This window comes from Thermoplasmata archaeon (assembly GCA_035632695.1).
In the GTDB taxonomy this organism is placed as follows: domain Archaea; phylum Thermoplasmatota; class Thermoplasmata; order RBG-16-68-12; family RBG-16-68-12; genus RBG-16-68-12.
In genome coordinates this window covers 1-25,460 of record DASQGG010000011.1, presented here as the reverse complement: position 1 = coordinate 25,460, position 25,460 = coordinate 1, and the positions used below count along the sequence as shown (strand labels likewise).

The following is a 25,460-nucleotide window of genomic DNA, read 5'->3' as shown; positions in this document are numbered from 1 at the left end:
GTCCATCGACGCCGAGTCGTCACTGACGGGCACAGAGGTATCGTCTCAACGGGCATTCTCTCTGTGGCTCGGTAGATTAACATGGAAAGGCGGTACAGTGCGCGGAGGAGGCACATGTAATTCCGGCACCTAGCGCGGTGGAGATGTCTTTCTCGTTAGGCGCCTAATATCTCTCGCCCGGTATGAAGCTTTCGGTGCCTAAAGGAAAAGTACTCGGCATCCAATGACCGGTGCGTGAAACTCCAGCGTCGACTTGGAAGGAAGTACCACGGAAAGGAGTACGTCAAGTGGACCATCGTCATTCCCCCAAAACAGATCCGGGAATTGCGGTGGAGGGAGGGAGAGGTGCTTGAGGGCATTGTCGAAGGAAATAGACTTCTCCTTCGACGAATTCCCCGCTCGCAGAGTTAGTCGGAACACCCCCTCAAACCGGTCCTGGAGAAAACCGGCCGGACGCCGGCCCGAGCGGCCGCCCGTCGATACGCACAGAAGGGTTATTACGCGACCCGGCGATGCGCGCGGCCCGGGGGGTGAGTCGCTGCGCTCGGCGGTCTACTACGGCGCGCGGGACATCCGCGTGGAGGAGCGGCCCGTCCCCGAGGTCGGCCCCCGGGACGTCCTCCTCCGACCGCTCTACGTCGGCATCTGCGGCTCGGACCTCGAGGCGTACCACAAGGGCGGGTACGCGGAGGGCACGATCCTGGGCCACGAGTTCACCGCGAAGGTGGCGGATGTCGGCCGCGAGGTGTCCGAGGTCCAGGCCGGCGGCTACGTGACGGCGGACTCCGTGATGCCCTGCGGCACGTGCCGCCACTGCCGGCGCGGGAGGCCGAGCCTGTGCGAGGACCTCATCATGGTGGGCATCGACGCGGACGGCGCGATGGCCGAGTTCCTCCGCATGCCGGCATGGACCGTGCACGCGCTGCCGCAGACCATCGACCCGCGACATGGCCCGCTCATCGACCCCCTGAGCAACATCATTCACGCGGTCCGCCTCTCCACGTTCCAACCGGGCGGGACCGCGGCGGTCGTTGGCACGGGCCCCATCGGCCTCTTGCTCACGAACTTCCTCAAGGCCTCGGGCGCCGCGAAGGTCGCGGCCTTCGAGGTCAACCCGTCGCGGCTCGCCCTCGCCGGGAAGGTCGGCGCGGACGCCCTCGTGAACCCGCTCGCGGAGAACCCGGGCTCCGTGGCGGACGCCCTGACGGACGGAAAGGGGTTCGACGTGGTCTTCGTCGCCGCGGGCATCGGAAAGGCTGCGGAGATGGCGTACGACCTCGTCGGGGCGGGCGGCGAGATCGTCATCGTCGGCGTGATCGAGGACGTGGCCACGGCGGACTACCTGCGCATGGTCCTCTCGGAGCTCTCCCTGCGCGGGAGCTACCTCGGCTTCAACGAGGCGCCGCAGGCGATCGACCTCATGGCTCGGGGCGTGATCCGCGGCGACGTGATCGTGACGAACGTCGTGGACGGACTCGAGCGCGTGATCGAGCAGGTCTTCCCTTCCCTTGGGAAGCCGGACAACCCGGACGGGAAGGTCGTCGTGAGAATCGGAGGCGAGAGATGACGTACACGTTTGCGTCGAGCGAGTACATGCAGGAGGTCCAGCGGCGGACGAACACGGACGCGAGGTACCTGGAACTCTCGAAGGGGGAGAGCCTCAGCTACACGATGGTCATCGAGCCGGAGCCGCCGAAGGGTGTCACGGAACGCCGCGTGGTCGGCTATCGCACCGTGGACGGCCCGATCACGGAGGTCTGGGAGGGGGAACGGCCGACGAACATGGTCATCTCCGCGCCCTACGGGATCTGGGTCAGCATCCTCCTCGGCAAGGTCAGCGTGACGCGCGCCTTCCTCACGCGGAAGCTGCGGCTCAAGGGCAACCTCGCGACGATCCTCAAGATGTCGAAGTCCACGGACCGGTGGCTCGAAATCCTGCACACGATCCCGACCCAGTTCCTCGGGATGTACGAGAAGGACAGCATCCAGGGCGTGGGATAGATGGACCGGGATACCGCGCTTCGGTACCTCGTGAGCGGGCTCCTCGTCGCCGGCGCCGTGGCCATCGCGCTCTACTGGGTCCTGTACTTCTTCGTCGGCGGCACGCAGGTCGTGAACGAGGTTTGGTACACGAGGTTCGAAAACGCCTTCCCCGTAGCGGACGCCTGGACGGCTGTCCTCGGCCTCGTCGCGGCGTACTTCCTCCTGCGCCGCAACGACCGCATGGCACCCTTCTTCCTCGCCGCCGCAGGTGCGTCCGGCGTGTACCTGGCCTTCATGGACATCACCTTCAACCTCGAGAACAACCTCTACGCGCTCGTCGCGACGAACGGGAACATGCAGACGGAGCTCGCCATCAACGTCGCCGTTGTGGTCATCAGCCTCGTGGGCCTCGCCTACGGCCTCATGCTCCTGCGGAAGCCGCCATCCGGTGGATGAGATGCGGGCCTCGTACGCCGCTCGGAAAGTCTCCCCCAACGACGAACCGGTCTCAGGCACGACGGACATCCCCGACGACCTCGCGCTCTCCCTGTACCGCACGATGGTCCTGTCGAGGACTCTGGAGGAACGCCTGCGGGCCGTGTACGCGGAGCTGGAGTTCCGCGGGGAGCTCCACCTCTCCGAGGGGCAGGAAGCCGTCGCCGCGGGCGTTGTCGCGGCCGCGGGCCCGACCTTCGCGTTCTCCCACCACCGCAGCCACGCCCTCGCCGTCGCGAAGGGGCTCGACCTCAAGGCCCTCGTCGCGGAGATCTACGGGAAGAGCACGGGCGTGTGCAGAGGCAAGGGAGGCCACATGCACCTCACGGACCTGTCCAAAGGGTTCGCGATCTCAAGCATCGTCGGGGCCTCCGTGCCCCTGGGGGCCGGCTACGCCTTCGCTGCGAAACGGCGCAAGAATGCACTCCTGAGCGTGGCCTTCACGGGTGACGGGGCGTTACATCAGGGCGCCGCCCTGGAGACGCTGAACCTGGCGGCCCTCTGGCATTTGCCGCTCCTCATCGTCGTCGAGAACAACGCGATCGCCTTCAGCACGCCGCCGGAGACGTACTCCGCCGTGCAGCCCGTGGCCCTTCGCGCGCGAGGCTTCGGCATCGAAGCCTACGTCATGGATGGGACGGACGCGACCGCGGTGTACACGCTCGCCCTCGATCTGGCGAAGAAGGTCCGGTCGGAGTCGCGGCCCATCCTCGTCGAGTTCGACGTGCCTCGCCTCGCGGGCCACATGGAGATCATCGACTTCGAGGACTACCTCAGCGCGAAGGAGAAGGAGGCCCGGAAGCGGCACGATCCTCTCACTGTCACCCGGGACGTCCTCGTGCGCCACCGGCTCCTGGACGACAGACGGGAGCGAGAGATCCGCGAGGCAGCAGAACGGGACGTGGACGCGGCGATTGCCTACGCGCGGGCATCGCCCTTCCCCGAGCCGGACGCCGCTTACGCGGACGTGGGGTGAGCCAATGGACCGCAAGCTCTCCATGTACGAGGCGATCAACGAGGGTTTGCGGCAGCTCCTGGAATCGGACGACCGCGTCGTGCTCCTGGGCGAGGACATCGGCCGGATGGGCGGCGCGTTCTGGGTTACGCGCGGCCTGCAAGAGCGCTTCGGGGCGGACCGCGTGATCGACACGCCGATCAGCGAGGCGGGGTTCCTCGGAATGAGCGTGGGCATGGCGATCGGCGGCCTGCGGCCAATCGTGGAACTGCAGCTCGTGGACTTCGGCCTCGTCGCGATGGATCCGATCGTCAATCACATCGCGAAGCTAGGGTACATGAGCGGCGGGCAGATCCGCCTCCCGATCGTCATTCGCGCCGCGATCGGCGGCTACTACGGGGACGCGGCCCAGCACAGCCAGGTCCTCTTCTCCACGTTCGCGCACTTCCCAGGCCTCCGGGTCGTCGTGCCCAGCGACCCCTACGACGCGAAGGGGCTCCTCCTCGAGGCCGCGCAAGGGGACTCGCCTGTCCTCTTCCTCGAGCACAAGATGCTCTACGGCGTGCCGTTCATGGCCTTCGGGACCCAGGGATCCGTGCCGGAGGAGCGGTACACGGTCCCGCTCGGGAAGGCCAAGGTCGTCCGGGAGGGGAAGGACGGGACCGTGTTCGCGGCGGGCTACAGCGTCCACCTCGCACTCGAAGCCGCGGAGGCGGTGCGCGAGGAAGGCGTGAGCCTGGAGGTCATCGACCTGCGCAGCCTGAAGCCCCTGGACACGGAGATGATCCTCCGATCCGCCGGGAAGACCGGGAAGGTCCTCGTCGTGGACGAGGACTACGCGAGCTACGGCCTCTCTGGGGAGATCGCGGCCCGACTCGCGGAGGACGACGCCACGCGGGCCTCCCTCAAGGCGTACGCGCGGGTCGCGACCCCAGACATCCCCATCCCGTTCTCGGAGCCCCTCGAGCAGGCGATCCTGCCCAACGTGGAACGCATCCTGGACGTCGTGCGGAGCTGGACATGACCGCGGACGAGCGGCCGCCCGCCTACCGCTGGGTCGTCTTGGCCGCCTACATGCTCACGGGCATCGTCTCCCAGCTCCTCTGGATCAGCTTCGCCCCTGTCGACTCCGTCGCCGCGGGCGTCTACGGCGTGTCGCGCGACACGATCGGCTTGCTCTCCCTGGTCTACCTCCTCGTCTACGTGCTCGTGTCCATCCCAGTCGGCTACGTGATCGACGCGTCCGGCTTCCGCCGGGCGATCCTCATCGGATCGGCCCTCCTCGCCCTCTCCGGCGTCGCCCGGGCGCTGGCCACAGGCTTCGCCCTCGTCCTTGCGTTCCAAGCGCTCGGAGCGTTCGGCCAGCCGTTCATCCTCAACAGCATCTCGAAGCTCGTCCGGGGCTGGTTCCCCGAGAAGGAGGCCGCTCTTGCGACAGGAGTGGGCACGCTCTCCATCCTCCTCGGCCTCGCCTTCGGCCTCGGCCTCACCCCGACTCTCGTTGACGCCGTCGGATTCTCCGGGACCCTGCTCCTCTACGGAGGCATCTCCGTGGCGGCGTTCCTCCTCTTCTACGCCCTCGGGAGGGAATCGACGAAGCCCGCGGCCGCGGAAGAGCGCGTGACGGCGTCGCGGATCCTCGAGGTGCTGAAGGATCGAAACATCCTCCTCCTTTCGGTGCTGTTCTTCCTAGGCCTCGGACTCTTCAACGCGGTCGCGACCTGGATCGAGCCGATGGTCGAGGCACGGGGGCTGGACCTCAGCCTCGCCGGACCCATGGCAGGCCTCATGATCTTGGGCGGAATCGTCGGGGCCGTCGTGATCCCGGGGCTCGCGGACCGCTACCACACCCTGAGGCGGCCACTGCTCGCCTCCCTCGCGGTCTCCGCGGTCCTCTGGAGCCTGCTGGGCATCCTCTCCGGGCTCGTGCCGATTGCGGCGACGTTCCTCGTCCTGGGGTTCTTCTTCGTGGCGGCGCTCCCGCTCGGCCTCGAGCTTTCCGCCCGCTCGCTGGGCGGGAAAGCCGTGGGCACCGCGAACGCCGTGGTCTGGGAGTTCTCCCAGGCGGGAGGCATCGTCTTCATCGTCGGGTTCCAGGCCCTCGCTAGCCTCTTCGGTTGGGGCTCCCTGTTCTTCCTCTCGTCCGGCCTGGTGGTCGTGGGACTCGCGGTCAGCGCGCTCCTACGCGCACGGTGATCCGCGATCCACACAGGGGACGACGACCCGAACCGCCCGTGCCCGCGTCCGCGGTCCTTATGGCATCGCGGAATGTTTCTGACCGAGCACAAAGGCGATTGAAGAAAGGGAGTGCGCGATCGTGACCGCCCGCGCGTGAAGGAGCCTGGGATCGTAAGGAAAGGTGACCCTTCGGTCCGTCGCGTCATCACGAGAGGGAACCTGACCCAAGGCGGGTCAGACCGGTCGCATGCCTGAGCAGACCAGGCTCATCCAAGCGATCTTGCCATCCACGACCGAGTAGTAGGCGTGCTGCTCGACCACGAACTTCCCGTCAGGATTGGACATCGAGAACCGATAGGAAACGCGGTTCCGGTCAGCGACTCGATCGACCTCCAGCTTGAGCACCGAGTCGATCCGGTCGGTCTCCTCGTACCACCGCTGGAGGATGTCCGTGACGAACGAGTGCGGTTCGTGCGATTCCCAAAAATAGCGTGCCTTACCTGGCGTCAGGCCCCGGAACGTGAGATTCGGATGCAGGAGACCCTCGATCGTGGCGAAGTCCTTCGAGGCGAGCGATCGCACGAACGTACGCCCCAGCTCGAGATCCGGATGGGTGCCGGAATGCGATGGGACCTCCCGTTGAAGGTCCGCAGAAGGAGTCGCCATGTGATTGGCATGCTTCGCTGCCGGCATATACTTTGGGTTGACCCAAAATCGACCCGCAACCCGGGTAATATTGGTTGGAGGGAAATGGGACATGCCCCGTGCTTTACGCGGGTCCAGACAGTCTTGAATCTTGCCCCGGGTGCGATCTCGGCCGCGTCTGCAAACCCGGGGATTCCGTCGGGAAGATGTCCCCGCTCTGCCTGGACGGAGTGGCCACTGTGGGCCTCGTGCATCCGAGAGCCGGCCCCGTGGGCGGGCCTCGACATCCAGCCTTGGTTCCCGCGGCACGCAAGGCTATCTAGCCGCGGCGTGTAGCGAGCGGGATGAGCGCGAAGAAGAGTCCCTCGGCACCGAAGGTTCGGAAGTCGCTGGACATCCGGGTCGAGGACCTGCGCAAGAAGATCCTCCATCTCGACCCCTATTCCGGGTGGTTCCCCGCGGACGCGACGAAGAAGATCGTGAACGTCGTCGATGAGCAGCTGGAACCCATTGGGGAGCTCGAGACCGGGAGCGACGGCTTCGTCCAGCTGGCCCTCATCGTGGGCCGCCGGTTCGTCCGGATCGCCTACTATCCCGGCCAGCCGCACGCGACGCTCAACGTCGTCACGTTCGAGAAGTAGCCGAGATGGGCCGCCTCAAGGGCCTGCGGGTCCTGGAGAGGATCCCTTCCGAGCGCAGCCCAAGGCGGACGTCCGCATCCTCGAGGGCACGGAGCCCCGGAAGTATCGGATCCGGATCGGGGACTACCGCGCCGTGCATTCGATCGCGAGAGAGGAGGCCCGAGTCATCGAGGTGTTCATCCGCGGACGTGGGTACCGCTGACTGGGACGACCCGTCGGGCGAACGGCAGCCGTCTCGTGGAGGCATCCCGTGTCGAGGATTCGCCCGCCGGCTGTCCGCGCTCTGCCTCGACGGCATGCCCCCGGGCTCCTCCCATCCCGATCCTCGCCCGTTGGGAGATGGAATTTCCCGTGCGGGCCCGACTCGGCCAACCGGGGCAATGTCCGTCCGTTCGGCACCCCTCCGACAATCCCTAAATACCCTCATGTCCTCCTGCGCCACGTGCATGCGTCCGAGCGACAGCGGCGGGAGGAATACCGCGAGAGGGCCCTCATCCTCTCGGCGAGCCGGCTCCGAGGCGCCGCTCCCGGTGCCACCCTGGACATGACCGCGGACCTGATCGAGTCAATGGGGAGCCTCCGAGATGCCGGAGAAGAGGCGCTCATTCGCCGCCGTCGTTAGGGCCGCGGAGCGGGCCCTGCGAGCCGCGGGAGCGGACCACGCCTTCGTGGGGGCGCTCGCCGTGGCGGCGTATGGCATGCCCCGGACGACGAGCGACGTGGATGTGATCGTCGACTACGGCGCAGGGAACATACCCGCCCTGGCCGTCGCCTTCCGCCGCTTCGGGTTCCGCGTGAGTCCGGAGGACCTTCGGGATGCGCTCGCCGAGGGTTCCCATTGCACGGTCCACGACCCGCGCTCGGGGTTCCACCTGGACCTGGCTCCGGCCTCGAGGCCCGCGGCCAAGGACACGATCCGGCGGGCAATCCGTGTCCGGTGGCGGGGCGCCAACCTCCCCATCGCGAACCCGGAGCACACGGTCGTGATGAAGCTCGTCTATGGGAGCGACCAGGACATCGAGGACGCGCTCGGGATCCTCGTGCGGCAGAGGGGGCGACTTGACCGGCGCCGGATGCGGGACTTCGCACGCACCCAGGGGGTCCTCGGGGCCCTCAAGGAACTCGAACGGAAGGCGGCTGGCTGAGTCACTGCCACAATACGTACCGAAGCTTCATCGTGCGTGCGCCGCCTGCCAAAATCTAGAAGGGGACGCATGCCGCCCGCCGCGATCCGTGACCTCCGCGATCTGATGTACTGGCAGTACGCGAAGATCATCGCGGACTCCGCAGGCGTCGGCAAGCGGCAGTGGGCCTTCGTCATGGAACGCTTCCAGAAGCTCCGGTCCGGGGAGATCGCCTGGGACTCGATCCGTGAGTACGTCAAGGAGCGCAACGACTTCCACCGGTGCATGTATTGCGGCCGCGCGGGGGACCTGACGCTGGATCACCTGATGCCCCGGGCGTTCCTCGGCCCCGAGGACGAGAAGAACGCGACCTGGGTCTGCCGGTCCTGCAACGCCTCGAAGGGCGCGCGCCGCCTCTACGAGTACTGGACCCTCTCCAAAGGCGGACTGAAGGCGGCCAAGTACGAGGTCCCTCGCCTCGCCGAGGGCAAGTACCTCAAGCTCCTCTACGAGCTCTTCGACCGCGCCGGCGTGCTCGGCGTCACGCAAGAGGACCTCCACGCCCGCTTCTGCCCTGGATGCGACCTCAGCCGCGTCTGCGCGCAGGAGGATTCGGTCGGGAAGCTGTCCCCGCTCTGCCTCGACGGCGTGGCGACGACGGTCCTCCGGAACCCTGGCTCGCCCGGATGAGCTCCGCCCGCGCGAGGGACGGCGTTCGCCATCGGAACCGTGAAAGCCCCCGACGGCCATCGGGATGCGGCCGGGGGGGTCGGCGATGGCGGAGAGGACGGTCCTCGTCCTTGGCGGAGGCATCGGAGGCGTCGCAGCTGCGTCGTTGCTCAAGGAGAAGCTCGGAGACCGAGCGCGAGTCCGACTCGTGGAGCGGAAGAAGCGCTTCGCATTCCCGCCCTCCTTCCCGTGGCTCATGCTCGGCCTCCGCACCCCCGACGCACTGCAACGCGACTACCGTCCCTTGGCCTCGAAGGGGGTCGACGTCGTCGAGAGTGACGTCACATCCATCGACGTGACGGGCAAGGCCGTGAAGACCACGAAGGGCGAGCTGCCCTATGACCACCTGATCGTCGCCCTCGGAGCCGAGTACGCGCCCGAGACGGTCCCCGGGTTCGCCGAACACGCCCACCACGTGTACGACGTCGACTCCGCGATGCGGTTCAAGCAGGCCCTCGAAAGATTCGGCGGGGGGACCATCGCGGTCGGCGTCTCGCGGCTCCCGTTCAAGTGCCCTGCGGCCCCGTACGAGGTGGCGCTGCTCCTCGACGACCTGTACACGCGGAAGGGGCTCCGGGACCGGGTCCAGCTCGCGTTCTTCACGCCCGAGGGTGCCCCGATGCCCGCGGCGGGCTCCGAGATCGGAGGACAAGTCGCCGGGCTCCTGGCCTCGCGGGGCATTGACTACCGCCCCAAGCGCAAGCTCGCGGAAATTGGGCCGCGGGAGCTACGCTTCGAGGGCGGGGAGACCCTGGCGTACGATCTCCTGTTCTGCGTGCCGCCCCATCGCGCGCCGAAGCCGGTCGTGGACGCGGGCCTCACGGACGGGACGGGTTGGATCCCCGTGAACCCCGCGACCATGGAAACGAAGATCCCGGGCGTGTACGCCCTCGGCGACGTGACGGCCGTGGCGACCCCGAACGGCTACGTGCCGTACCTGCCCAAGGCGGGGGTCTTCGCCCACGGCCAGGCGGAGACGGTCGCGAACAACCTCGCGGCCGAGATCAAGGGGAGGGGCAAGACGAAGGCCTGGGACGGCCACGGCGCCTGCTTCCTCGAGGTGGGCCGCGGGCAGAGCGCGTTCGTGACGGGGAACTTCCTCGCGGCTCCGAAGCCGGACCTCGACTTCCACATGCCGGGGAAGGTCTGGCACATGCAGAAGGTCCTCTTCGAGCGGCACTGGATGAGCCGTTGGTTCTAGACGCGCTCACGGACGAGCTTTCCGCTCTCCCTCGCGTCCTTGGCGGACGAGGTCTTAGGTCGCGGCCTATCCGGTCTTCACGTCGAGGTCGGCGGGCGCGTAGATCCGGAGGATCGTCCCCTTGGGGACGGGGACCGCGTGGATCGCGACCGCGGACACGACCGCGGCGACGCCGGTCAGGCCGATCCCGACGAGGTGGATCGCGAACGGGATCCCTCCCGTCGACGGGTCGATGAACGCCCAGGCGATGGCCCCCGCCGTGCCGATGGAGATGCCAAGTCCCGCAGCCCAACCCACGAGCCGGCGCGAGGATCCTTCGACCTTGTACAGGTCCACGGCCAGGAGGATCAGGGAGACCGCGGTCAGGAGGAACACACCGAAGAGGGACTGGAGCTCGCCGAACACCGCGTCGTTCGCCAGCAAGGTGGTCTGGAAGACGTCCTCGTGGAACTCGATGTAGAAGGCGGCGACCACGCTGATGACCACCGCGGCCACCCAGGTCCCCAGGAGGGAGAGCCGGACGGGGTCGCGCCACGACGGTTGGCCGTCGGCCTCGCGCTTCGTGAGGGCCAGCGGCACGAGGGCGATCATGGCGCCCACCGCGATGATCGTCATGACCGCATCGTCCCCGGCCATCCCGTTCGTGCCCGTCGGGTCCGCGAACAGGGTCGGCGGCGAGAAGTTGCCGAACGCGATGGCGAGGAAGACCACGGTCATCCCGACGACACCGGCCAGGGAGATGGACAGACCGAGCTTGGCCACCTTCTCCCGCACGTCGCTTGTGCGGAGGACGCCGAAGCGCTCCGCCGCGATCGCGATGACCCCGGCCATGATCGCGAGGGCCATCTCGTGGGAGTGGGGGTCCAGGGTGTTGCCCAGGATGTCGTAGTTCGGTCCCATGAAGGAGAGGTAGCCGGAGAAGATCCCCGGGCCGAAGGTCATCACCCAGAGGTTCACGAAGCCGAGGATCCCGGCGATGAACGCGGAGGCCACCGAGAAGAGGACGAGCCAGTAGCTCATGGGCATGCGGCGGTACGCCGCGCGGTCCTCCTTCCGGAGGGGCAGCATCCGGGACAGGTAGCCCATCTGGGTGGGGACGGGCCGCAGCTCGTAGTTCATCGCGTACACCCCGGCCTTCTTCCGCGGCATGAGGAGCAGCTCGATGAACAGGGCGCCGCCCGCGTCCGCGATCATCAGGAGGCCCAGGAACGTGAAGCCCATGGGCAGGCCGCGGAGCGCCTGCGTCTCGGGGATCAGGAACAGGAGGCCGCCGATCGAGCCGAACAGCACCGCGGAGAGGGCGCGGTAGTACAGGGGCATGTCCAGGCCGGGCTCGTACTTCCGCAGGTCGAAGGCCACGATGACCATGAACACGGCCATCGCGGCGATCCCAATCCCGATGGAGTGGAAGAACATGATCGCGTAGTAGGAGTCGAACCCGGGCGGCAGGCCGAACACCGCGTAGAGCGCGGCCATGAGCACGGTCGCGAGGAGCGTCCCCCAGACCGCCGACTTGAACGTCACCTTGTACTCGTGCGTGTGCGTCGTGGCCACAATCTCGTCGACCGTTGCCATGGAAGACCCTCCTTAGGCGTACCGAAGTCGGTAGGGGGCTCGTTCTTACTTGAGTAAGTAAAGTCCCTACCGACCTGTGAATCCTCGAACGAATAAGCATGCGTACATAGCTGAGTATCTGCAGACCTGCTGAAGGTCGGAAGATAGCCCGTCCGGCTCAGTGCGGCAGGTAGGGGCCCAGAACCATGAAGAGGAAGACCACGGCCAGGTACGGGCTCGAGAACTTGAACACGACCCAGGCGTGCTGGGCCGTGGGCCGGACAAGGAGCCAGGCGTTCAGCACGATCAGCGCACCGCCCAGGACCGCGGCGGTCCAGAGGTAGGCGTCCCCGAACGCGCCCAGGGAATCCAGAGCCACCGAGAAGCCGACGAGCAGGAGCGAGGTGCAGGCGATGCACCGGATCGCCTTGCGCTCCTCGAGGACGACGGGGAGCATGGGCACGCCCGCCCGCGCGTAGTCCTCCCGGTACCGCAGGGCGAGGCTCCAGATGTGGTTCGGGGTCCAGAGGACGACCAGGGCGGCCATCAGGATGGGGACCAGGCCCACGGAACCCGTCGCGAACGCCCAGCCGTACACGGCGGGGAGGCCGCCGCTGAACGAACCCAGGATGATGTTCCACGGGCTCCGCCGCTTCGTGAGGAGGCTGTACACGACCACGTTGTCCAATACCCCGAGGCCGATTACCACGGGGGACAGGAGGTTCCGGAGGAGCGCCAGGAGGAGGGAGGCGACGATCAGGCCGGCGCCCAGGTAGAGTGCGTTCCGCGCGGGCTCGATGCGGCCCGAGGGAAGCGGCCGCTTGCGCGTGCGCTCCATGAGGAAGTCGATGTCCCGGTCGATGAAGCAGGTGACCGCGTTGGAGCCCGCGCAACCCAGGGTGATGGCCGCCAGGCCCAGCATCCACTCGCCGAGCGACAGGCTCACGGACGCCCAGCGGGCTCCCACGAACATCCCCACGAAGGCCGTGAACACGAGGAGGGACACGAGTTTCGGCTTCGTGACCTCGACGTACGGTCGGAGACTCGTCATGCGCTTCCCCTGCCCGTGTTTCGGAGAACCCAAACCGGAGCCGTCAATGCTTGGTATGTGCAGTAGGGATTCTTCGAACGCTCCGGACAGGCGGCCTGAGGCCGAAGTCTTGATACCCTCCGGTCGGGATGCGCACGACACCATGCCCCAGGCCGGCCGCGTGTGGGACGACTTCAGCTACGTGGCCTCGAGCAGCTACCGCGAGCGCGTGCTGAACTCCCTGGCCTCGAAGCCGAAGTTCCCGAGCCAGCTCGGCGAGGAGACCAGGCTGCGGATCGTCCACGTGAGCCGCGCCCTACGGGAGATGCGGAAGCGGGGCCTCGTGGAATGCCTGAACCCCGAGGTCAAGGCCCGCGGGCGGCTCTACGCCCTCACGCCGGACGGCGCGACCGTGCTCGGCTACATGGGCCATTCCAAGGAGCGTTTCGTCCCGGCCGCCCCGAACGGGAGGCCGTACACGGGGTTCGTCCCCAAGATTCGCGGATCGAGCGTGCGGCGGTTCCTCGCGGTCCTCCGCGAGATGCAGGGGTCCGCGCCGGTGGACGAGGCGTTACACGCCTGGAGCCTGGACCCCGCGAAGATTGAGGAGGACACCTGGCTCCCCGTGGACGCCGCTGCGGAACTCCTCGAGCTCGTGGAGACGCGCTTCGGGGACGGCACCTACGCGTTCATCCGCTCCGTGTTCCGCGAGTCCGTGGCCTCGTTCCCCACAATCCGCGAGCAGCTCGCTCAAGCCCTTCCGCTCGAGAGGCTCGCGGAGCATGCGCCCGCCGTCTATTCCAAGGAGTGGAACTTCGGGCGGATGGAGGTCGAGGTCCATCCGCGCCGGACGATCATGCGCCACTACGACTGGCTTCCCACCCCCGCCATGTGCTCCATGTTCCTCGGGATCTACGAGGGCATCCTGAAGTCGCGGGGATTCCAGGGCCGGGTCGCGAACCCGCGCTGCGTGCGACGCGGCGACCCCTGCTGCGAATACGTGGCGGAGTGGTGAGGCGGGTCACGGACCGAGACCTCCCTCCCCCTCCGCGGTACGCATCAGGGACCCGAACGCTCGGAGGAAGCAGTCCAGGACCCAAGGGTCGTTCCCGGTCCCCGGAGCCGTGAGGACGACCGGGCCGAGGATCGCGAGGAAGGGGTAGAAGCCGTCCGTCTTTCCGAAATGGGCCGCGTCCTGCTTGATGGCACGATTCGCGAACTCCGCGGTGAGGGCGACGATCCGAGCTTGGTCCTCGCGAGGGATCGGGAGCGTCGAGTTGACGTCGAGATCGGGCCGCGTCTCGCGGATGGCGGCCCAGGCGAAGTTGTAGATCCCGTCCCGGAGATCCTTCTCGAGTCCCGCAACGTGGTCGATGAAACTGAGTTCGACGTTCATGTGGTACCACACCTCCTCGAGGGCGGCCACGTCCTCGGGCGTCATCGGCTCGTCCAGGAAGCAGAGATCGATCAGAGCATGGGCGAGGACCCAGGAGGCGTACGCGCCCAGACGCTCGAACCAGGGGGCCTCCGGATCGGCTGACGGGAGCTCCGAGGCGATTCTCTGGGCGGCCGCCAGGTCGAGCGTTGGGCGGCGGAGATAGATCGTGGCCGACTGCGCGATGCCCAGCCGCTCGCTCATGCGAGCCATTGCCGCGAAGATCGCGCCGCCGGATGGGGAGGCCCGGAGACGGGGATTGAGCTCGGCGGAGAGCGTGGCGAGCAAGGGCGCCAGGGCTTTGTGGCTGCCACGTAGGAGACGGGCCAGTTCCTCCCGGAACCGGGCCGGGTCAAACTCGGCCTCCGTCAGGCTCTCCCCACATACGGCATAGAGCTGGCGGGCCTCGTCGAAGCTGTAGGAACCGCTGTCCAGGACGTCATCGAGAAGATCTTGCAGGAACTCGTAGAGCGCCTTCGCGACCCAGGCGCGTCGATGGTTCGCGGGAGTCATCCCGCCACCGAACCGGGTCGTCACGAAGGAGGCACCGGCGATTCGTGCGGGGATCCTGGCCACATGCATCCCTTCGGGCAATCGGGTCCGGACGAGTTCGTGCAGGACCGATTCCGGAAAGGCGTCGCCGTCAATGCCCTCGAGGTCGTTTGTGGCCCCGCGAAGCTTCGAGGTCACGGTGGCGCGCAACGGTTCGAGATCACGCCCGACGAGGGCTTCGTTCACCCGCTGCGCGAGCTTGACGACGATCTGACGGACGGACCCCATCAGGTCAGGTCCGAGGCTCATGGGTGACGGTACGGGGCTCCCTGTTCCGCCATGGGGTGGGTGCAGGGACCGCAGGGTCACGGTCTCGAATTGACCCCCGCCAACCTCCCGCCCTTCGAGTTGCCGAATGTCGTTCCACGCGCCTTCGACCGCTTCCATAGTTCGGCGGACCGAAAAACGGGGTCAAAGGGAAAGTGACCAGAATGTAACCATTCCCTGACCAATCCCGGAGACGGAGCCGAACACCTCCCCCCAGACCCAGTCGTAGGAGCCCCGGAATTTCAGGCTCCAGCCAAGGCATAAGCGTCCCCGCCCGTACCCGGGCGCGTGAGGAGATGGACGCCTCCCTCCTGATTCGCGGCGTAGTCGCAGGCGTCGCGGCGACGGGAGGGATGGTGCTCATCGAGCTCGCCGCGCGCTCCCGTTGGGGTCTCGAGGCACTCCTCGACTGGCAGCAGAACGAAGCCGTTGCGGCGAAGATCACGAAGCGACCCCCGGAGGCGGCCGCGGTTCCGGGTTTGGCCCTCCACGTCCTCCATGGGCTGCTCCTCGGCCTCGTCTTCGTCCTGATTCTTCCGCTCGTCCCACCGGAGCTGCCCCTCCCGATCGCGGGGCTCGGGTACGGCCTCGTCTTGTTCGCCCTCACGATCGCCGTCCACAAACCGATCATGGGGAGGGTCGCGGCCTCCGGGCGGCACGGCTCCGCCGCGATTGCGGTGGCTCTCCTGACCCACCTCGTCTATGGGTCGCTCCTCGCCGTCCTGCTCGTGTGGCCCTGACCCACCCCGCGAGCTTCGCTCCCAAGTTCCGACAACCGCCCAGGACTGCGACGACCTCCGACAGCGAGTGTAGGGACGACTGAGTTATATCCTGCGCCGAAGCTCCACGGCATCGCACGAACGGGAGGAGCCGCATGCCCGGCATCTACGACTACCTGGACGATCGGAACGGCGTACTCGCCGTGGACGGAATCAGCTCCACGGACCTCGCCGCCCGGTTCGGCACGCCCCTCTACGTGTACTCGGCCCGGAGGATCCGAGACAACTACCGGCGCATCCACGGCGCCTTCTCCGCGCTCCGGGAGAACTTCCGGACGAACTACGCGGTCAAGGCGAACAGCAACCTCTCCGTCCTCGAGATCCTGCGGAAGGAGGGCGCGGGCGCGGACTGCGCGAGCCCCGCGGAGATCCTCATCGCGAAGACAGCGGGCTTTCCCGCGGACCGCCTCCTATACTCGGGGAACTACAACTCGGACGAGGAACTGCGCTACGGGCTTGAGTCCGGGGCGGTGATCAACCTGGACGACGGCCCGCTCCTGGGCCGCCTCCTGAGATTCGGGCGACCCGAGGCGCTCTGCTTCCGGATCAACCCCGGATTCGGCATGGGGAAGTCTCCCGGGGTCGTGACCGCGGGACCCGATGCGAAGTTCGGGATGAGGGAACGCGACGCATTGAAAGCCTACCGCCTAGCCAAGGAGGCGGGGATCGAACGGCTCGGCGTGCATATGATGGCCGGGTCCAACGTCCTCGAGACGACGTACTGGGCCGCGATCACGGACCGCCTCACGGGCATTGCCACGCGAATCGCGAAGGCGCTCCGTATCCGGCTCGACTTCATCGATCTAGGGGGCGGTTTCGGTGTGCCCGACCGGATCGGCGAGAAGGGACTCCCGATCCGGGAGTTGGCGCAGAAGATCGTCGGGGCGTACGAGCGCAAGCTCGCGCAGAATCCGGGCATCGGCGACCCCACGCTGGTGATCGAGCCGGGTCGCTACCTCGTTGGCGACGCAGGCGTCCTCCTGGCCTCCGTGACCCACGTGAAGACCTCCGCGAAGAAGTTCGTTGGCTGCGATGCCGGGATGAACACGCTCCTCCGCCCCGCCCTCTACGGCGCGTACCACGAAATCCTTCCCGCCACGAAGCTCGACGCTCGGCGGAGCGTCACGGTGAACGTGACCGGGCAGATCTGCGAGAACACGGACATCCTGGGGAAGGCCCGCAAGCTGCCCGCGCTGGATCAGGGAGACCTCCTCGCGTTCCTGAACGCGGGCGCCTACGGATACACGATGGCGAGCCGCTACAACTCGCGGCCGCTGCCCGCGGAGGTGCTCATCGAGGACGGCCAGGCGCGCCTCGTACGCGAACGGGAGAGACTAGCGGACCTGATGCGAGGTCAGATGGCTCCGCAGGGATCAGGATGAAGGGACCGCGGTTTCTCCACGACCCGCGATTCGATCAGACGGGCTTCGCTTCGATCAGGTCGAACATCCCGCCCGTCTTGGTGACCTTGAGCAGGGCGAATCCCGTCGCGGCGAGCATGGCCCTCCACTCGGCCTCCGTCCGCTCGGCCCCGCCCAAGAGGAACAGCATCGTAAGGTCGATGTGCTTCGTCAGAGAGGGCGTCGCGCCCTCCGGGACGACCGCCTCCCACAAGAGCAGGAGACCGTCGTCCGGAATCGCCGTGCGGACGTTCGCCAACAGGCTCCGGGCCTTGTCGTCCGGCCAGTCGTGGAGCACCCGCGAGAAGATGTACACGTCGCCCCCGCGGGGCACCTCCCGGAACGCGTCGCCGATCCGGATCTGACAGCGGTTCGAGACCCGTTGGGACTCGAGATAGGACCGCGCCTCGGCGACGCCTTGGGGCAGATCGTACAGAATCCCGCGCAGGTGGGGGTTGCGTTTCAGGAGGAGGGCGAGCAGAGTGCCGCGTCCCCCGCCCACGTCCACCAAGACGTGATGGCCACGAAAGTCGTACGACTCGATCGGGTTGGACCAAACGCCTTGAGTTTCCCCCATGGCGGCGTTGAAGGTCGCGCTGTCCTCGGGATGCTCCCCAAGGTGCGCGAACAGCCCCTTACCGTACAAGTGGTCGAACCCCGTCTCCCCGGTGCGGACGGTGTGGAGGAGGGCTCCCGCCGCCCGGTAGTGGAGCTCGCCGTGCATGATCGCGGAAGAGCGGACGCTGCGCGGATGGTCCGAGCGGAGGGGCTCACCCAGAGGCGCGAGCCCGAAACCTTGGGTTCCGTCCTGGGTGAACACGCCCTCGCCCGCGAGGGCCCGCATCACGCGGAATAGCGGCCGCGCCTGCACGCCGAGACGCCGCGCGAGGCCCTCCGCGGTCTTGGGTCCGTCCACGAGGAGGTCGGCCACGCCGAGCTTCGCCACGACGTAGAGGGCCTGCGAGTCCCGGTACCCCGTCACCATCCGGTGAAGACGCTCGCTCGGCGAGATCTCCCGTGCCTCGGTCGTGGGCCCCCTCCGCGTCTCCCTGTCGCTGCCGGGCGGCACAGACGCGGGACGGATTTCAGCCTTTGGGCATGAGCTCGGGCGCGAGCGAGCCGCGCCGGCGTGCGCCGTGACCTCCGCAGAAACACCTAAGACCCCGAGGAGCGTTCGGAGCCGCAGCGGGCACGAGGGGAAAGCGATGAGGCAGCGCTCCGCGAGAACGGGCCGGGCTGAGGTCTCCGAATACGATCCTGGGGTCGGGGCCTGTGGCGTGGGCGTCGTGGCCCTCGCGGCGGTCCTCCTCCTCGCCATGTTTGCAGTCGCCCTCCCGGGCCTGGCGAGCGCTCAGGTGGCCTACCCGAACGTCCTTTCGTACCGCGTCGACGGCGCGGTGAACTACAGCGACCCGGGTGGCGAGGCGTTCTGGTCCTCAATCGCGTGGACCGACGTGCCCCTGGTCGCCTCCATTGCGCCCGGCGGCGGGCACACGTCCGACGTCCGGATCAAGTCCGCGAACGACGGATTCAACGTGTTCGTCCTCTTCCAGTGGAACGACAGCGCGGGGCCGTCCTTCGCGTCGAACACCGAGCTGTGGCGCGCCCCGAACGGCACGCTGATGCCCCTCACTCCTGCAGACACCGCGACCGTGAAACAGCTCTACTCCAACGCGACGTACTACTACCAGGACCGCGCCGCGCTCCTCTGGTTCCTGCCGCAGTCCCTGGGCCGCCAGCAGACGCCGGACATGATGGAGGGCTCCGACGGCGCCATCACAGGGGGCGCCGCGGAGATCTGGCACTGGCAGTCCAATCCCACGGACAACAGTCCTCTGGACGCGGGATTCCCCGGCGGCTACACGGACACCGCGGGAAACCCGATCTATCCGGCGAACAACCTCTCCTTCGCGGAGGACGACTACACGAACATGACCGGGTTCTTCACGATCCCTGGGTCCTTCGGCGCCACGGCACCCAACCTCGTGCCCGGGATGGACCCCTTCCAGATCCGCGTGGGCTCGTCGTACTCCCAGACGACGAAGCAGTGGACCGTGGAGATGGTCCGAGCGTTCACGATGCCTCAGGCCAAGACGTATTGCGTCCAGCTCGCCGCCGGGGCGACGTACGACACGGGGTTCGCGATCTGGAACGGCCGCCAGGGAGAATCCGCGGCGTACAAGTCCGTGTCCCAGTGGTACACCCTGACCCTCTCGAACCAGACGGTCGCCCAGGCACCCGCCCCGACGGGCGGCGTGCCCCTGAACCTCGCCGCGGCGGTGGGGATCGGGCTCCTTCTGGTCGGCGTGATGATCGGGGCCGTGGTCCGCTCGTTCAAGGGGGGCGAGGGGAAGTGAGGCGCCCGCTCCGGGAGGCGTGATCGTGGCCTCGGACGAGGAACCCAAGCCCGAGGAGCCGAAGCGGCTCGCGTTCCCGGACGCCCCCGCGGACGAGGGCAAGCGGACGTTCCTCAAGATCGCGGTCGTGGCGTCGGGTCTCCTGGCGGCGGGGGCCGCCGGCTCCGTGGTCCGCTCCCTGATCAACCCCGCCGCGCAGACGACGACCGCGCCCACCGCGTTCCCGCGGGTCCGCGTGGCCGCCCTGAGCGACCTGACCGTGGGCTCGCCGATCATCTTCAACTACCCGCTCGACAACGAACCGAACGTCCTTGTCAAGCTGGGCCAGAAGGCGACGAACGGGGTCGGCCCGGACGGGGACGTCGTGGCCTTCAGCCTGATCTGCCAGCACCTGGGCTGCATCTGGGGCTTCTATTCCCCGGGCGGCTCGCCGCCGTGCAACCCGAGCTACAAGGCCCCGGAGCCCGTGGGCTACTGCTGCTGCCACGGGAGCATCTTCGACCTGACGAACGCCGCGCGGGTCCTCGGCGGCCCGTCCCCGCGACCCCAGCCCCAGGTCGTGCTCGAGGTGGACGCTGCGGGGGTCATCTACGCCACGGGCATGGGGCCGCCCACGATCACGGGACACGGGACGCCGGGATCCACGGACGTGACCGCGGACCTCCAGGGCGGCACCCTCGTGGGGTAAGGCCATGGCAACGGACACCCGAGCCAAGGGACCCGTGGAGCGGCTCGTGGCGTGGGTGGACTCGAGGCTCGGCCTCTCGTACCCGCTCCTGCGGCCCGTGCCGCGGTACGCCCTGAACCCCTTTGCGTGGCTCGGCGCGCTCACGGTCGTCGCGTTCGCGATCCTCGCGATCACGGGCATCATCATGATGCTCTACTACGTGCCGACGCCCGCCGCGGCGTACTCGTCCACGGCGTACGTGTTCAGCAACGTGGCGTACGGGCGGTTCATCGAGACCGTCCACCTGTACACGGCGTACGCCATGGTGCTCCTCATGTTCGCGCACATGATGCGGCACTTCTTCGTCTCCGTGCACAAGCGGCCCCGCGAGGTCATGTGGCTCGTCGGGATGCTCATGGGGGGCGTGACCTTGGGGTTTGCCTTCACGGGCTATCTGCTCCCATGGACCGTGATCTCGAAATCGGCCACGGACGTGGCCGTGCAGATCATAGGCCAGCTCCCGCCGCCTCTCCCCCCGATCCTCACGTTCCTCGTGGTCGGGCCGGGCGGGGACGCGGGCGAGCTCCTGCGGTTCTACGACCTCCACGTCGTCGTGCTGCCCGCGGCCCTCCTCGTCCTCCTGGTCGTCAAGATGTACATGCTCGAGGCCCACGGGATCTCGGAGCCCGTGACGAAGCGCGGGCGGTCGCCCGAGAAGCAGGAGACGACCCCCATCTTCCCGGACGTGACCCTGTACCTCCTCGAGCTGGCGGCCGTCTTCGGCGCGGGCATGCTCTTCCTCGGTGCCGTCTTCCCCCTGAACCTCCCCCCCGCGTACACGCCAGCCGCCGCGGCGGGGTACACGCCGCAGCCCGACTGGTACTTCCTCTGGCTCTACCAGATCCTCAAGATCTCCATCTTCGCGGCACCGCCCATGACCGGGATTCCGGCGCTCATCCTGTCCGTGGTCACGTTGCTGTTCATCCTGCCCCTATCCATCTGGTACTTCCGCAAGGGGAACTGGATCCTTGGGTTCGTCGCGCTGGCCGCCGCCTTCGTGATGGCCGCGGTCGTCACGATCCTCTTCGCGGTCACCCTCCTCTTCCTGGTCCTGTTCCTCCTCCCCATCCTGGACGTCGATGAGACGCGGGCCATCGAGAACCGCCCGGTCTTCGTGACCGTGGGCGCGATCTTCACCGCGGAACTGGCCGTCCTCGCGTACTGGGGCCTGATCACCCCGGGGCAGGACATCCCGACCTGGCAGGGCGCGGCGGTCATCGGGGGCACGGCCGCTGTGGTCGGGCTCGCCTCGTTCCTGGCGTTCCGGTTCGCGCGCACTCGGAGGGCCGCGGAGGCGCCCGCATGAAACTCGCCTATCGGCTCATCCTGCTCCTCGTGCTCCTCCAGGCCACCGCGACCGTGACCTTGTGGACCCTGAACCCCACGGACCCGACGAGCCAGGCCTTGTTCGCCGTCCTCCTGGGAATCGATCTGCTTGCGTTCGGGATGGTGTCCTATCTGTACCGGTCCGAGAAGGCGGATCGGGCGTTCAGCCGTCCGTGGGTCCTCACGGGATGCGCCATGTTCCTGATTCTGCTCCTGGTGGTCCTGGTTCGCGCGTGAACGACGCAACGCCCGTCGGATGGACTACGCGGAAACCTGGCGCGCGGACGAACTATGCCGCCGCGGCAGGGGAGGACTCCTCCCGCCTCGCTTCACGGCGGTCCGCACCCAGTCCGTGAGGAGGGGCGCCTGGTCCACAGTCATGAGGCGCAGGAACCGGACCGCGCGGGTGTCGAAGGGGCGGCCGGCCAGGATGTCGTTGTAGGTCCCCAGGAGCCACAGGTAGCAGCTCGTGCAGAAGAAGAGCCCGTCCTTGTACTCCTCCATGTGGACGCGGGGACAAACGCGGTGGCACACCTCCATCTCGCCGTCGCAATCGTCCTCCGGCTCCGTGGGGAGCCGCACTTCGCAGACGGCGCATCGCTGCACGGAATCCCCTCGGGGTGCGCCAAGGAAGCCGTGCGTTGAAATAGCCTCCGTACCCATTGTTGCCATCGCTCGGGTCACCCGGCGCGACTCTCGGCCGCCCTAAATCCCTACCTCGAACACGTGCAATACGCATTCTACCAAGCCGGTTCTCATAACCCCGCCCCCGGCTCGCTCGGGGGACGCGTGGAAGGCCGCGTCGGAGCGAGTGCGAATGGCAGTCAAGGGGAAGCATGTGACGCGGGAGCGTTTGGCAGCGATTGCGCTGATCGTCATCGCCGGTGCGCTCCTCGTGGGCGTGGCGATGAGCGGGTTCGGAGTCCCCTCGTCGCGGAGCGGACCGGTGTCGGCGGGCGTCGTCTCGACCCTAGCGAGTTCCGGGCAGATTGCGACGGGCGTCGGGATCTTCACGGAAGCCACGATCGCGCTGACCGTGGGCATGTTGTTCATCGGGGCGTTCAGCCTGCAGATCGCGCGGAACTACTTCCTGCGGACCTTGGACAAGTTCACCCTGCGCCTCGGGGCGGACATCTGGTGGCTCGCGTACATCATGATCCGGGACGGGCTCATGTTCGGTGCGCTCCTCCTCGGGTTCGAGCTCTTCTTCGTCGGCACGTACGGGGACTACGCGATCGCGGTGCCGTTCATGCCCCTGGCCATCGTCCTGACGGCCGCGGTCCTCGTGATCAAGCTCGTCCGCGACCCGGACGAGGAGGAGAAGTCGAACCGTCTCGTGTCCACGCTTATCGCGGCGGCCACGTTCTTCTACGTGTTCGGGATCCTCATGGTCACGGAGAGCATCGCGGGCTACGGGAACGCGGGCTACCTGGTCTCCTCGAGCGGCGCGATCACGACGGCCACGGGCGGGAGCGACATCTGGACCACGGTGTACAACGCGTTCAGCTCGACCGTGAACACGCAGCTCGCGATCTGGACGTTCTACGTGTGCTTCACCGCGTTGTCGGCGTTCGCCGCCTACGCGTTCGTCTACGTGACGAAGCCCGACCTCCTCCCGTTCCGCAAGGCACCGGAGAAGAAGAAGGCCGAGGCGCCCGCGACGCGGGAGAAGGTCGTGGCGCCCGCCTCGGAGAAGGCGAACTGAAGGAGCATCGCGCATGGCCTTCTCCATCGAGATCAGCCGCCAATGCCACTCCTGCGGCGTCTGCATGGACGTCTGCCCCGTCCGTGCCATCGACATGACCCCGCCCAAGCGGCCCAGCATCGAAGGCGGCTTCGCGCGGCGACCGTGGATGATGGAGTTCCCCTTCCTCGTCGGCAAGTGCACCGGCTGCCAGATGTGCGAGATCGAATGCCCCTTCGAGGCGATCAAGGTCGTCCGCGGTGACGCCCCGATTCGGGAACGGCCCGCAGACGAACTCGTCGCGGAGCTCCTGACCGAGCGGCGATCCGTGGCGACGTTGCGACCGCGCGGGGCCCGAGACTGGACCCGGTTCCAGCCCCTGTCCTCGTTCACGCGGGACACCCTGAAGCGGCCCGTGCGCAGTCCCTTCCCCGCCAGCGCCCACTGGAAGCCCTGGATCAGGAAGGGCGAAAAGTGGAGGGTCTGGCGCTAGCGGGCCTGTGGCCCTACCGCCGGCATCCCCTCCCCGGGATTCTGGAGCGTCGCATGCGGGGAAACCCTGGGATCACCCCACCCGCGGCCCGACCCCGGATTCGTCCGCCCCCGCGGTAGCCCTCGGCCCGTTTTCGCGCGCGGACCCCGAGGGACGGTTGCTTCCCTCCAGGGGCGCACCGAGGAGGAGCGCGCCCGCCATGAGGGCGATGTAGAAGCTCACGGTCATGATCAGCGAGGCGGTGTTGCTCTGGTCTCCGAACGTGAAGCTCATGCCGGACAGGAAGGCGACGATCAGGCCCGCGGCCGCGATGTCGGAAAGCCCCAGGCCGCGACGACCGGGGCTCCGGGACGCCACGATGACCATCCGGAGGGAGATCGCCAGGGCGCCCACGCCGAGGGCGATGTGCAGGATCAGCACGACCGCGCCCAAGAGCGCCGCCGTCGTGAGCGGGCTGGGAAGCGGGAAGGTCACGTACAGGTTCAGGAGCATGCCGAGCAGGAACTGGGTCGCGAGGGTCCGCACGAGGAACCCCGCGAGGCGCTGTAGCGTCATGGGGCGACGCACTCGGGTTTCGGCCATCCTAACCACGCAGGGAGTCGGGGTTCATCTCCCACGCGAAGGTGCAACTTCAAGTTCCGGACTCTTTATAAGCCGGGGCGGAGACCGTGGCCGACGAGACGGACTTTCAGATCCTCGTGCGCCTCTGGCGGGACCCGTTCGCCTCGTACGAGGCCATCGGACACGGGCTCGAGCTCTCGGGCAACACGGCAAAGAACCGGATCGAGCGGCTCCGGGAGGACGGCCTGATCGGCGGCATTTGGGTCCTCCCGTCACCCGCCGTGTTCCGCCGCACGTCCCGCATCTTCGCGTTCCGTCCCCCGTCGCGACCCGAGAAGGCGATCGAGGCGGCGCTCCGTGTCGACCCCGTGGTCTGGGCCCTCGAGCGACTCGACCACGTCGTGAGCGTCAACGCGTACCTCGATGCCGCGACCCGTGGGCCGCCCCGAGAACTCGTTGACCTCCTGGGACCTCCCGTGTTCGCGATCTCGCCTCGGTTCTTCGACGCCGCCGACGAGCCCACCGTGCTTTCTCCCCTGGACCTGCGCGTGCTCCGGGCCCTGATCCGCCAGCCTCGCGCGTCCCTGCAAGACCTCGGGAAACGGTGCCGCCTCACGCCCAAGACCGTGCGCGCCCACCGCGACGCCATGTTCCGCGACGGGACGTTCGGCATGCTCACGCCCCTCCAGGGCGCCCGGTCCCCGGGGCTCGTGGTGTACAACCTCTTCGTGGGCATCGGGGAGGTCAACCCCGCCGTGCGGCAGCGCGTCCTCTCCGCCCTGCCGCGGTGCGTCCTCCTGGCGGAGACGAAGGACCCCACGGGGCTCTACCTGGCCGGGCGGACGCCCTCCCTGGCGGAGGCCCTCGCGGACGAGGCCAAGGCGGGAGGGATTCCGGGCGTCGCGCGCGTGCAGCTCAACCTGTTCCTGAGGCATGAGTTCGCCGCGGAGCGGATCGAGGGCTGGATCGACGACCAGCTCGCGATGTGGGACCGCGCCCGGCGCCCCCGATGAGCGCTCCCGTCACGCGAATCGAAACGTCGTCCCGACGGCCGAAGGCGACCCGCCTTGCGTTAGGTGAGAGCCGCCGCATCTCTGGGCGAATGGCCGCGGACTCCACGGCGAAGTCCGTGCCCGTGGCCGTCATCCACCGTGACGGGACGACGGGGGGGATCCCCCCCGAATTCCCGGGAACCGGACCAGGGGACGGACGGGCGCGCGACGGATGCGCGGGGATACCCTCATCCCCCGGGCCGTCATCCTGCCCGCGGTCCCCCTCATGACCGCGATCCAAGACACGTACCCCGACGAGCTCGCGCACTGCTACGGCTGCGGGCGCCTGAAC

Annotated in this window: 28 protein-coding genes; 21 read left to right on the top strand and 7 right to left on the bottom strand. The window is 67.7% G+C overall.

Annotation, left to right across the window (positions count from 1 at the left end; genetic code table 11):
- Nucleotides 1–577 precede the first annotated feature (577 nt).
- From VEY12_00735 to VEY12_00710, 6 genes are read left to right on the top strand one after another with little or no spacing between them, the layout of a single operon-like run.
- Nucleotides 578–1,567, top strand: a complete 990-nt coding sequence (locus tag VEY12_00735; GenBank protein HYM38657.1) for an alcohol dehydrogenase catalytic domain-containing protein — start codon at nucleotides 578–580, stop codon at nucleotides 1,565–1,567.
- Nucleotides 1,564–2,001, top strand: coding sequence for an SCP2 sterol-binding domain-containing protein (locus tag VEY12_00730; protein HYM38656.1), 438 nt, complete (start codon nucleotides 1,564–1,566; stop codon nucleotides 1,999–2,001). The genes VEY12_00735 and VEY12_00730 overlap by 4 nt, the downstream gene beginning before the upstream one ends.
- Entirely contained in the window at nucleotides 2,002–2,439 is a 438-nt protein-coding gene (locus tag VEY12_00725) for a hypothetical protein (protein ID HYM38655.1), read from the top strand.
- Nucleotide 2,440: 1 nt separating this feature from the next.
- Nucleotides 2,441–3,454, top strand: coding sequence for a thiamine pyrophosphate-dependent dehydrogenase E1 component subunit alpha (locus VEY12_00720; GenBank protein ID HYM38654.1), 1,014 nt, complete (start codon nucleotides 2,441–2,443; stop codon nucleotides 3,452–3,454).
- A 4-nt stretch (nucleotides 3,455–3,458) separates the two neighbouring features.
- On the top strand, nucleotides 3,459–4,457 hold the full coding sequence (locus tag VEY12_00715; protein ID HYM38653.1) for an alpha-ketoacid dehydrogenase subunit beta: 999 nt from the start codon (nucleotides 3,459–3,461) through the stop codon (nucleotides 4,455–4,457).
- A complete protein-coding gene (locus VEY12_00710) occupies nucleotides 4,454–5,629 on the top strand; it encodes an MFS transporter (GenBank protein HYM38652.1) in 1,176 nt (391 codons plus the stop codon). The genes VEY12_00715 and VEY12_00710 overlap by 4 nt, the downstream gene beginning before the upstream one ends.
- Nucleotides 5,630–5,845: 216 nt before the next feature.
- Here the strand turns inward: VEY12_00710 and VEY12_00705 are convergent, their stop codons facing one another.
- Entirely contained in the window at nucleotides 5,846–6,277 is a 432-nt protein-coding gene (locus tag VEY12_00705; protein HYM38651.1) for a nuclear transport factor 2 family protein, read from the bottom strand.
- A 323-nt stretch (nucleotides 6,278–6,600) separates the two neighbouring features.
- Between VEY12_00705 and VEY12_00700 the strand changes: the two genes are divergently transcribed.
- The 5 genes from VEY12_00700 to VEY12_00680 all read left to right on the top strand — a co-directional run bounded on the left by VEY12_00700 (nucleotide 6,601) and on the right by VEY12_00680 (nucleotide 9,951).
- Complete coding sequence (locus tag VEY12_00700) at nucleotides 6,601–6,897, top strand: hypothetical protein (GenBank protein ID HYM38650.1); 297 nt, start codon at nucleotides 6,601–6,603, stop codon at nucleotides 6,895–6,897.
- Between the two features lie 442 nt (nucleotides 6,898–7,339).
- The gene (locus VEY12_00695; GenBank protein HYM38649.1) at nucleotides 7,340–7,519 is read left to right on the top strand and encodes a hypothetical protein; all 180 of its coding nucleotides are present in this window, start codon (nucleotides 7,340–7,342) and stop codon (nucleotides 7,517–7,519) included.
- On the top strand, nucleotides 7,482–8,042 hold the full coding sequence (locus VEY12_00690) for a hypothetical protein (GenBank protein ID HYM38648.1): 561 nt from the start codon (nucleotides 7,482–7,484) through the stop codon (nucleotides 8,040–8,042). The genes VEY12_00695 and VEY12_00690 overlap by 38 nt, the downstream gene beginning before the upstream one ends.
- A 69-nt stretch (nucleotides 8,043–8,111) precedes the next feature.
- Nucleotides 8,112–8,711 (top strand): HNH endonuclease signature motif containing protein, encoded by a 600-nt coding sequence (locus VEY12_00685; GenBank protein ID HYM38647.1) that lies wholly within the window; start codon nucleotides 8,112–8,114, stop codon nucleotides 8,709–8,711.
- Between the two features lie 85 nt (nucleotides 8,712–8,796).
- Entirely contained in the window at nucleotides 8,797–9,951 is a 1,155-nt protein-coding gene (locus tag VEY12_00680) for an FAD/NAD(P)-binding oxidoreductase (protein ID HYM38646.1), read from the top strand.
- Between the two features lie 66 nt (nucleotides 9,952–10,017).
- On the opposite strand, the gene VEY12_00675 is transcribed toward VEY12_00680, so the two are convergent.
- Together VEY12_00675 and cyoE are read right to left on the bottom strand one after the other, a co-directional pair.
- Nucleotides 10,018–11,526 (bottom strand): hypothetical protein, encoded by a 1,509-nt coding sequence (locus VEY12_00675; GenBank protein ID HYM38645.1) that lies wholly within the window; start codon nucleotides 11,524–11,526, stop codon nucleotides 10,018–10,020.
- A gap of 157 nt (nucleotides 11,527–11,683) precedes the next feature.
- On the bottom strand, nucleotides 11,684–12,556 hold the full coding sequence (gene cyoE, locus VEY12_00670) for a heme o synthase (protein HYM38644.1): 873 nt from the start codon (nucleotides 12,554–12,556) through the stop codon (nucleotides 11,684–11,686).
- A gap of 142 nt (nucleotides 12,557–12,698) precedes the next feature.
- Here cyoE and VEY12_00665 point away from each other — a divergent pair, with 142 nt between their 5' ends.
- Nucleotides 12,699–13,550 carry a hypothetical protein gene (locus VEY12_00665; protein HYM38643.1) on the top strand — a complete coding sequence of 284 codons (852 nt, stop codon included), beginning with the start codon at nucleotides 12,699–12,701 and terminating at the stop codon, nucleotides 13,548–13,550.
- A gap of 6 nt (nucleotides 13,551–13,556) precedes the next feature.
- Here VEY12_00665 and VEY12_00660 read toward each other — a convergent pair whose 3' ends face one another.
- Nucleotides 13,557–14,750, bottom strand: coding sequence for a hypothetical protein (locus tag VEY12_00660; GenBank protein ID HYM38642.1), 1,194 nt, complete (start codon nucleotides 14,748–14,750; stop codon nucleotides 13,557–13,559).
- A 335-nt stretch (nucleotides 14,751–15,085) separates the two neighbouring features.
- Here VEY12_00660 and VEY12_00655 point away from each other — a divergent pair, with 335 nt between their 5' ends.
- Complete coding sequence (locus tag VEY12_00655; GenBank protein HYM38641.1) at nucleotides 15,086–15,529, top strand: DUF6789 family protein; 444 nt, start codon at nucleotides 15,086–15,088, stop codon at nucleotides 15,527–15,529.
- Between the two features lie 134 nt (nucleotides 15,530–15,663).
- Nucleotides 15,664–16,950 carry a diaminopimelate decarboxylase gene (gene lysA / locus VEY12_00650; GenBank protein HYM38640.1) on the top strand — a complete coding sequence of 429 codons (1,287 nt, stop codon included), beginning with the start codon at nucleotides 15,664–15,666 and terminating at the stop codon, nucleotides 16,948–16,950.
- A 34-nt stretch (nucleotides 16,951–16,984) separates the two neighbouring features.
- Here lysA and VEY12_00645 read toward each other — a convergent pair whose 3' ends face one another.
- Complete coding sequence (locus tag VEY12_00645) at nucleotides 16,985–17,953, bottom strand: methyltransferase (protein ID HYM38639.1); 969 nt, start codon at nucleotides 17,951–17,953, stop codon at nucleotides 16,985–16,987.
- Nucleotides 17,954–18,173: 220 nt separating this feature from the next.
- Here VEY12_00645 and VEY12_00640 point away from each other — a divergent pair, with 220 nt between their 5' ends.
- The 4 genes from VEY12_00640 to VEY12_00625 are packed head-to-tail and all read left to right on the top strand — an operon-like array spanning nucleotide 18,174 to nucleotide 21,615.
- Nucleotides 18,174–19,325 (top strand): ethylbenzene dehydrogenase-related protein, encoded by a 1,152-nt coding sequence (locus tag VEY12_00640; GenBank protein ID HYM38638.1) that lies wholly within the window; start codon nucleotides 18,174–18,176, stop codon nucleotides 19,323–19,325.
- A 25-nt stretch (nucleotides 19,326–19,350) separates the two neighbouring features.
- Nucleotides 19,351–20,013, top strand: coding sequence for a hypothetical protein (locus VEY12_00635; GenBank protein ID HYM38637.1), 663 nt, complete (start codon nucleotides 19,351–19,353; stop codon nucleotides 20,011–20,013).
- Between the two features lie 4 nt (nucleotides 20,014–20,017).
- Nucleotides 20,018–21,358: a cytochrome b N-terminal domain-containing protein gene (locus tag VEY12_00630; protein ID HYM38636.1), complete on the top strand. Its 1,341-nt coding sequence runs from the start codon at nucleotides 20,018–20,020 to the stop codon at nucleotides 21,356–21,358.
- On the top strand, nucleotides 21,355–21,615 hold the full coding sequence (locus VEY12_00625) for a hypothetical protein (GenBank protein HYM38635.1): 261 nt from the start codon (nucleotides 21,355–21,357) through the stop codon (nucleotides 21,613–21,615). Before VEY12_00630 ends, VEY12_00625 begins: the two co-directional genes overlap by 4 nt.
- Nucleotides 21,616–21,639: 24 nt before the next feature.
- Here the strand turns inward: VEY12_00625 and VEY12_00620 are convergent, their stop codons facing one another.
- Nucleotides 21,640–21,984 carry a hypothetical protein gene (locus VEY12_00620; protein HYM38634.1) on the bottom strand — a complete coding sequence of 115 codons (345 nt, stop codon included), beginning with the start codon at nucleotides 21,982–21,984 and terminating at the stop codon, nucleotides 21,640–21,642.
- 211 nt (nucleotides 21,985–22,195) lie between these two features.
- Here VEY12_00620 and VEY12_00615 point away from each other — a divergent pair, with 211 nt between their 5' ends.
- Nucleotides 22,196–23,083 carry a hypothetical protein gene (locus tag VEY12_00615; protein HYM38633.1) on the top strand — a complete coding sequence of 296 codons (888 nt, stop codon included), beginning with the start codon at nucleotides 22,196–22,198 and terminating at the stop codon, nucleotides 23,081–23,083.
- A 13-nt stretch (nucleotides 23,084–23,096) separates the two neighbouring features.
- Nucleotides 23,097–23,555 (top strand): 4Fe-4S binding protein, encoded by a 459-nt coding sequence (locus tag VEY12_00610; GenBank protein ID HYM38632.1) that lies wholly within the window; start codon nucleotides 23,097–23,099, stop codon nucleotides 23,553–23,555.
- A 72-nt stretch (nucleotides 23,556–23,627) separates the two neighbouring features.
- On the opposite strand, the gene VEY12_00605 is transcribed toward VEY12_00610, so the two are convergent.
- Nucleotides 23,628–24,110 (bottom strand): hypothetical protein, encoded by a 483-nt coding sequence (locus VEY12_00605; GenBank protein ID HYM38631.1) that lies wholly within the window; start codon nucleotides 24,108–24,110, stop codon nucleotides 23,628–23,630.
- 113 nt (nucleotides 24,111–24,223) lie between these two features.
- Here VEY12_00605 and VEY12_00600 point away from each other — a divergent pair, with 113 nt between their 5' ends.
- A complete protein-coding gene (locus tag VEY12_00600; protein ID HYM38630.1) occupies nucleotides 24,224–25,129 on the top strand; it encodes a winged helix-turn-helix transcriptional regulator in 906 nt (301 codons plus the stop codon).
- Nucleotides 25,130–25,460 lie beyond the last annotated feature (331 nt).

Excerpts from the sequence above, each read along its gene's own strand:
- VEY12_00730 (HYM38656.1), top strand. The coding sequence starts at position 1,564 with ATGACGTACACGTTTGCGTCGAGCGAGTACATGCAGGAGGTCCAGCGG.
- VEY12_00725 (HYM38655.1), top strand. The coding sequence starts at position 2,002 with ATGGACCGGGATACCGCGCTTCGGTACCTCGTGAGCGGGCTCCTCGTC.
- VEY12_00720 (HYM38654.1), top strand. The coding sequence starts at position 2,441 with ATGCGGGCCTCGTACGCCGCTCGGAAAGTCTCCCCCAACGACGAACCG.
- VEY12_00715 (HYM38653.1), top strand. The coding sequence starts at position 3,459 with ATGGACCGCAAGCTCTCCATGTACGAGGCGATCAACGAGGGTTTGCGG.
- VEY12_00710 (HYM38652.1), top strand. The coding sequence starts at position 4,454 with ATGACCGCGGACGAGCGGCCGCCCGCCTACCGCTGGGTCGTCTTGGCC.
- VEY12_00705 (HYM38651.1), bottom strand. The coding sequence starts at position 6,277 with ATGGCGACTCCTTCTGCGGACCTTCAACGGGAGGTCCCATCGCATTCC.
- VEY12_00700 (HYM38650.1), top strand. The coding sequence starts at position 6,601 with ATGAGCGCGAAGAAGAGTCCCTCGGCACCGAAGGTTCGGAAGTCGCTG.
- VEY12_00690 (HYM38648.1), top strand. The coding sequence starts at position 7,482 with ATGCCGGAGAAGAGGCGCTCATTCGCCGCCGTCGTTAGGGCCGCGGAG.
- VEY12_00685 (HYM38647.1), top strand. The coding sequence starts at position 8,112 with ATGCCGCCCGCCGCGATCCGTGACCTCCGCGATCTGATGTACTGGCAG.
- VEY12_00680 (HYM38646.1), top strand. The coding sequence starts at position 8,797 with ATGGCGGAGAGGACGGTCCTCGTCCTTGGCGGAGGCATCGGAGGCGTC.
- VEY12_00675 (HYM38645.1), bottom strand. The coding sequence starts at position 11,526 with ATGGCAACGGTCGACGAGATTGTGGCCACGACGCACACGCACGAGTAC.
- cyoE (HYM38644.1), bottom strand. The coding sequence starts at position 12,556 with ATGACGAGTCTCCGACCGTACGTCGAGGTCACGAAGCCGAAACTCGTG.
- VEY12_00665 (HYM38643.1), top strand. The coding sequence starts at position 12,699 with ATGCCCCAGGCCGGCCGCGTGTGGGACGACTTCAGCTACGTGGCCTCG.
- VEY12_00660 (HYM38642.1), bottom strand. The coding sequence starts at position 14,750 with ATGGGGTCCGTCCGTCAGATCGTCGTCAAGCTCGCGCAGCGGGTGAAC.
- VEY12_00655 (HYM38641.1), top strand. The coding sequence starts at position 15,086 with ATGGACGCCTCCCTCCTGATTCGCGGCGTAGTCGCAGGCGTCGCGGCG.
- lysA (HYM38640.1), top strand. The coding sequence starts at position 15,664 with ATGCCCGGCATCTACGACTACCTGGACGATCGGAACGGCGTACTCGCC.
- VEY12_00645 (HYM38639.1), bottom strand. The coding sequence starts at position 17,953 with ATGGTGACGGGGTACCGGGACTCGCAGGCCCTCTACGTCGTGGCGAAG.
- VEY12_00640 (HYM38638.1), top strand. The coding sequence starts at position 18,174 with ATGAGGCAGCGCTCCGCGAGAACGGGCCGGGCTGAGGTCTCCGAATAC.
- VEY12_00630 (HYM38636.1), top strand. The coding sequence starts at position 20,018 with ATGGCAACGGACACCCGAGCCAAGGGACCCGTGGAGCGGCTCGTGGCG.
- VEY12_00625 (HYM38635.1), top strand. The coding sequence starts at position 21,355 with ATGAAACTCGCCTATCGGCTCATCCTGCTCCTCGTGCTCCTCCAGGCC.
- VEY12_00615 (HYM38633.1), top strand. The coding sequence starts at position 22,196 with ATGGCAGTCAAGGGGAAGCATGTGACGCGGGAGCGTTTGGCAGCGATT.
- VEY12_00610 (HYM38632.1), top strand. The coding sequence starts at position 23,097 with ATGGCCTTCTCCATCGAGATCAGCCGCCAATGCCACTCCTGCGGCGTC.
- VEY12_00605 (HYM38631.1), bottom strand. The coding sequence starts at position 24,110 with ATGACGCTACAGCGCCTCGCGGGGTTCCTCGTGCGGACCCTCGCGACC.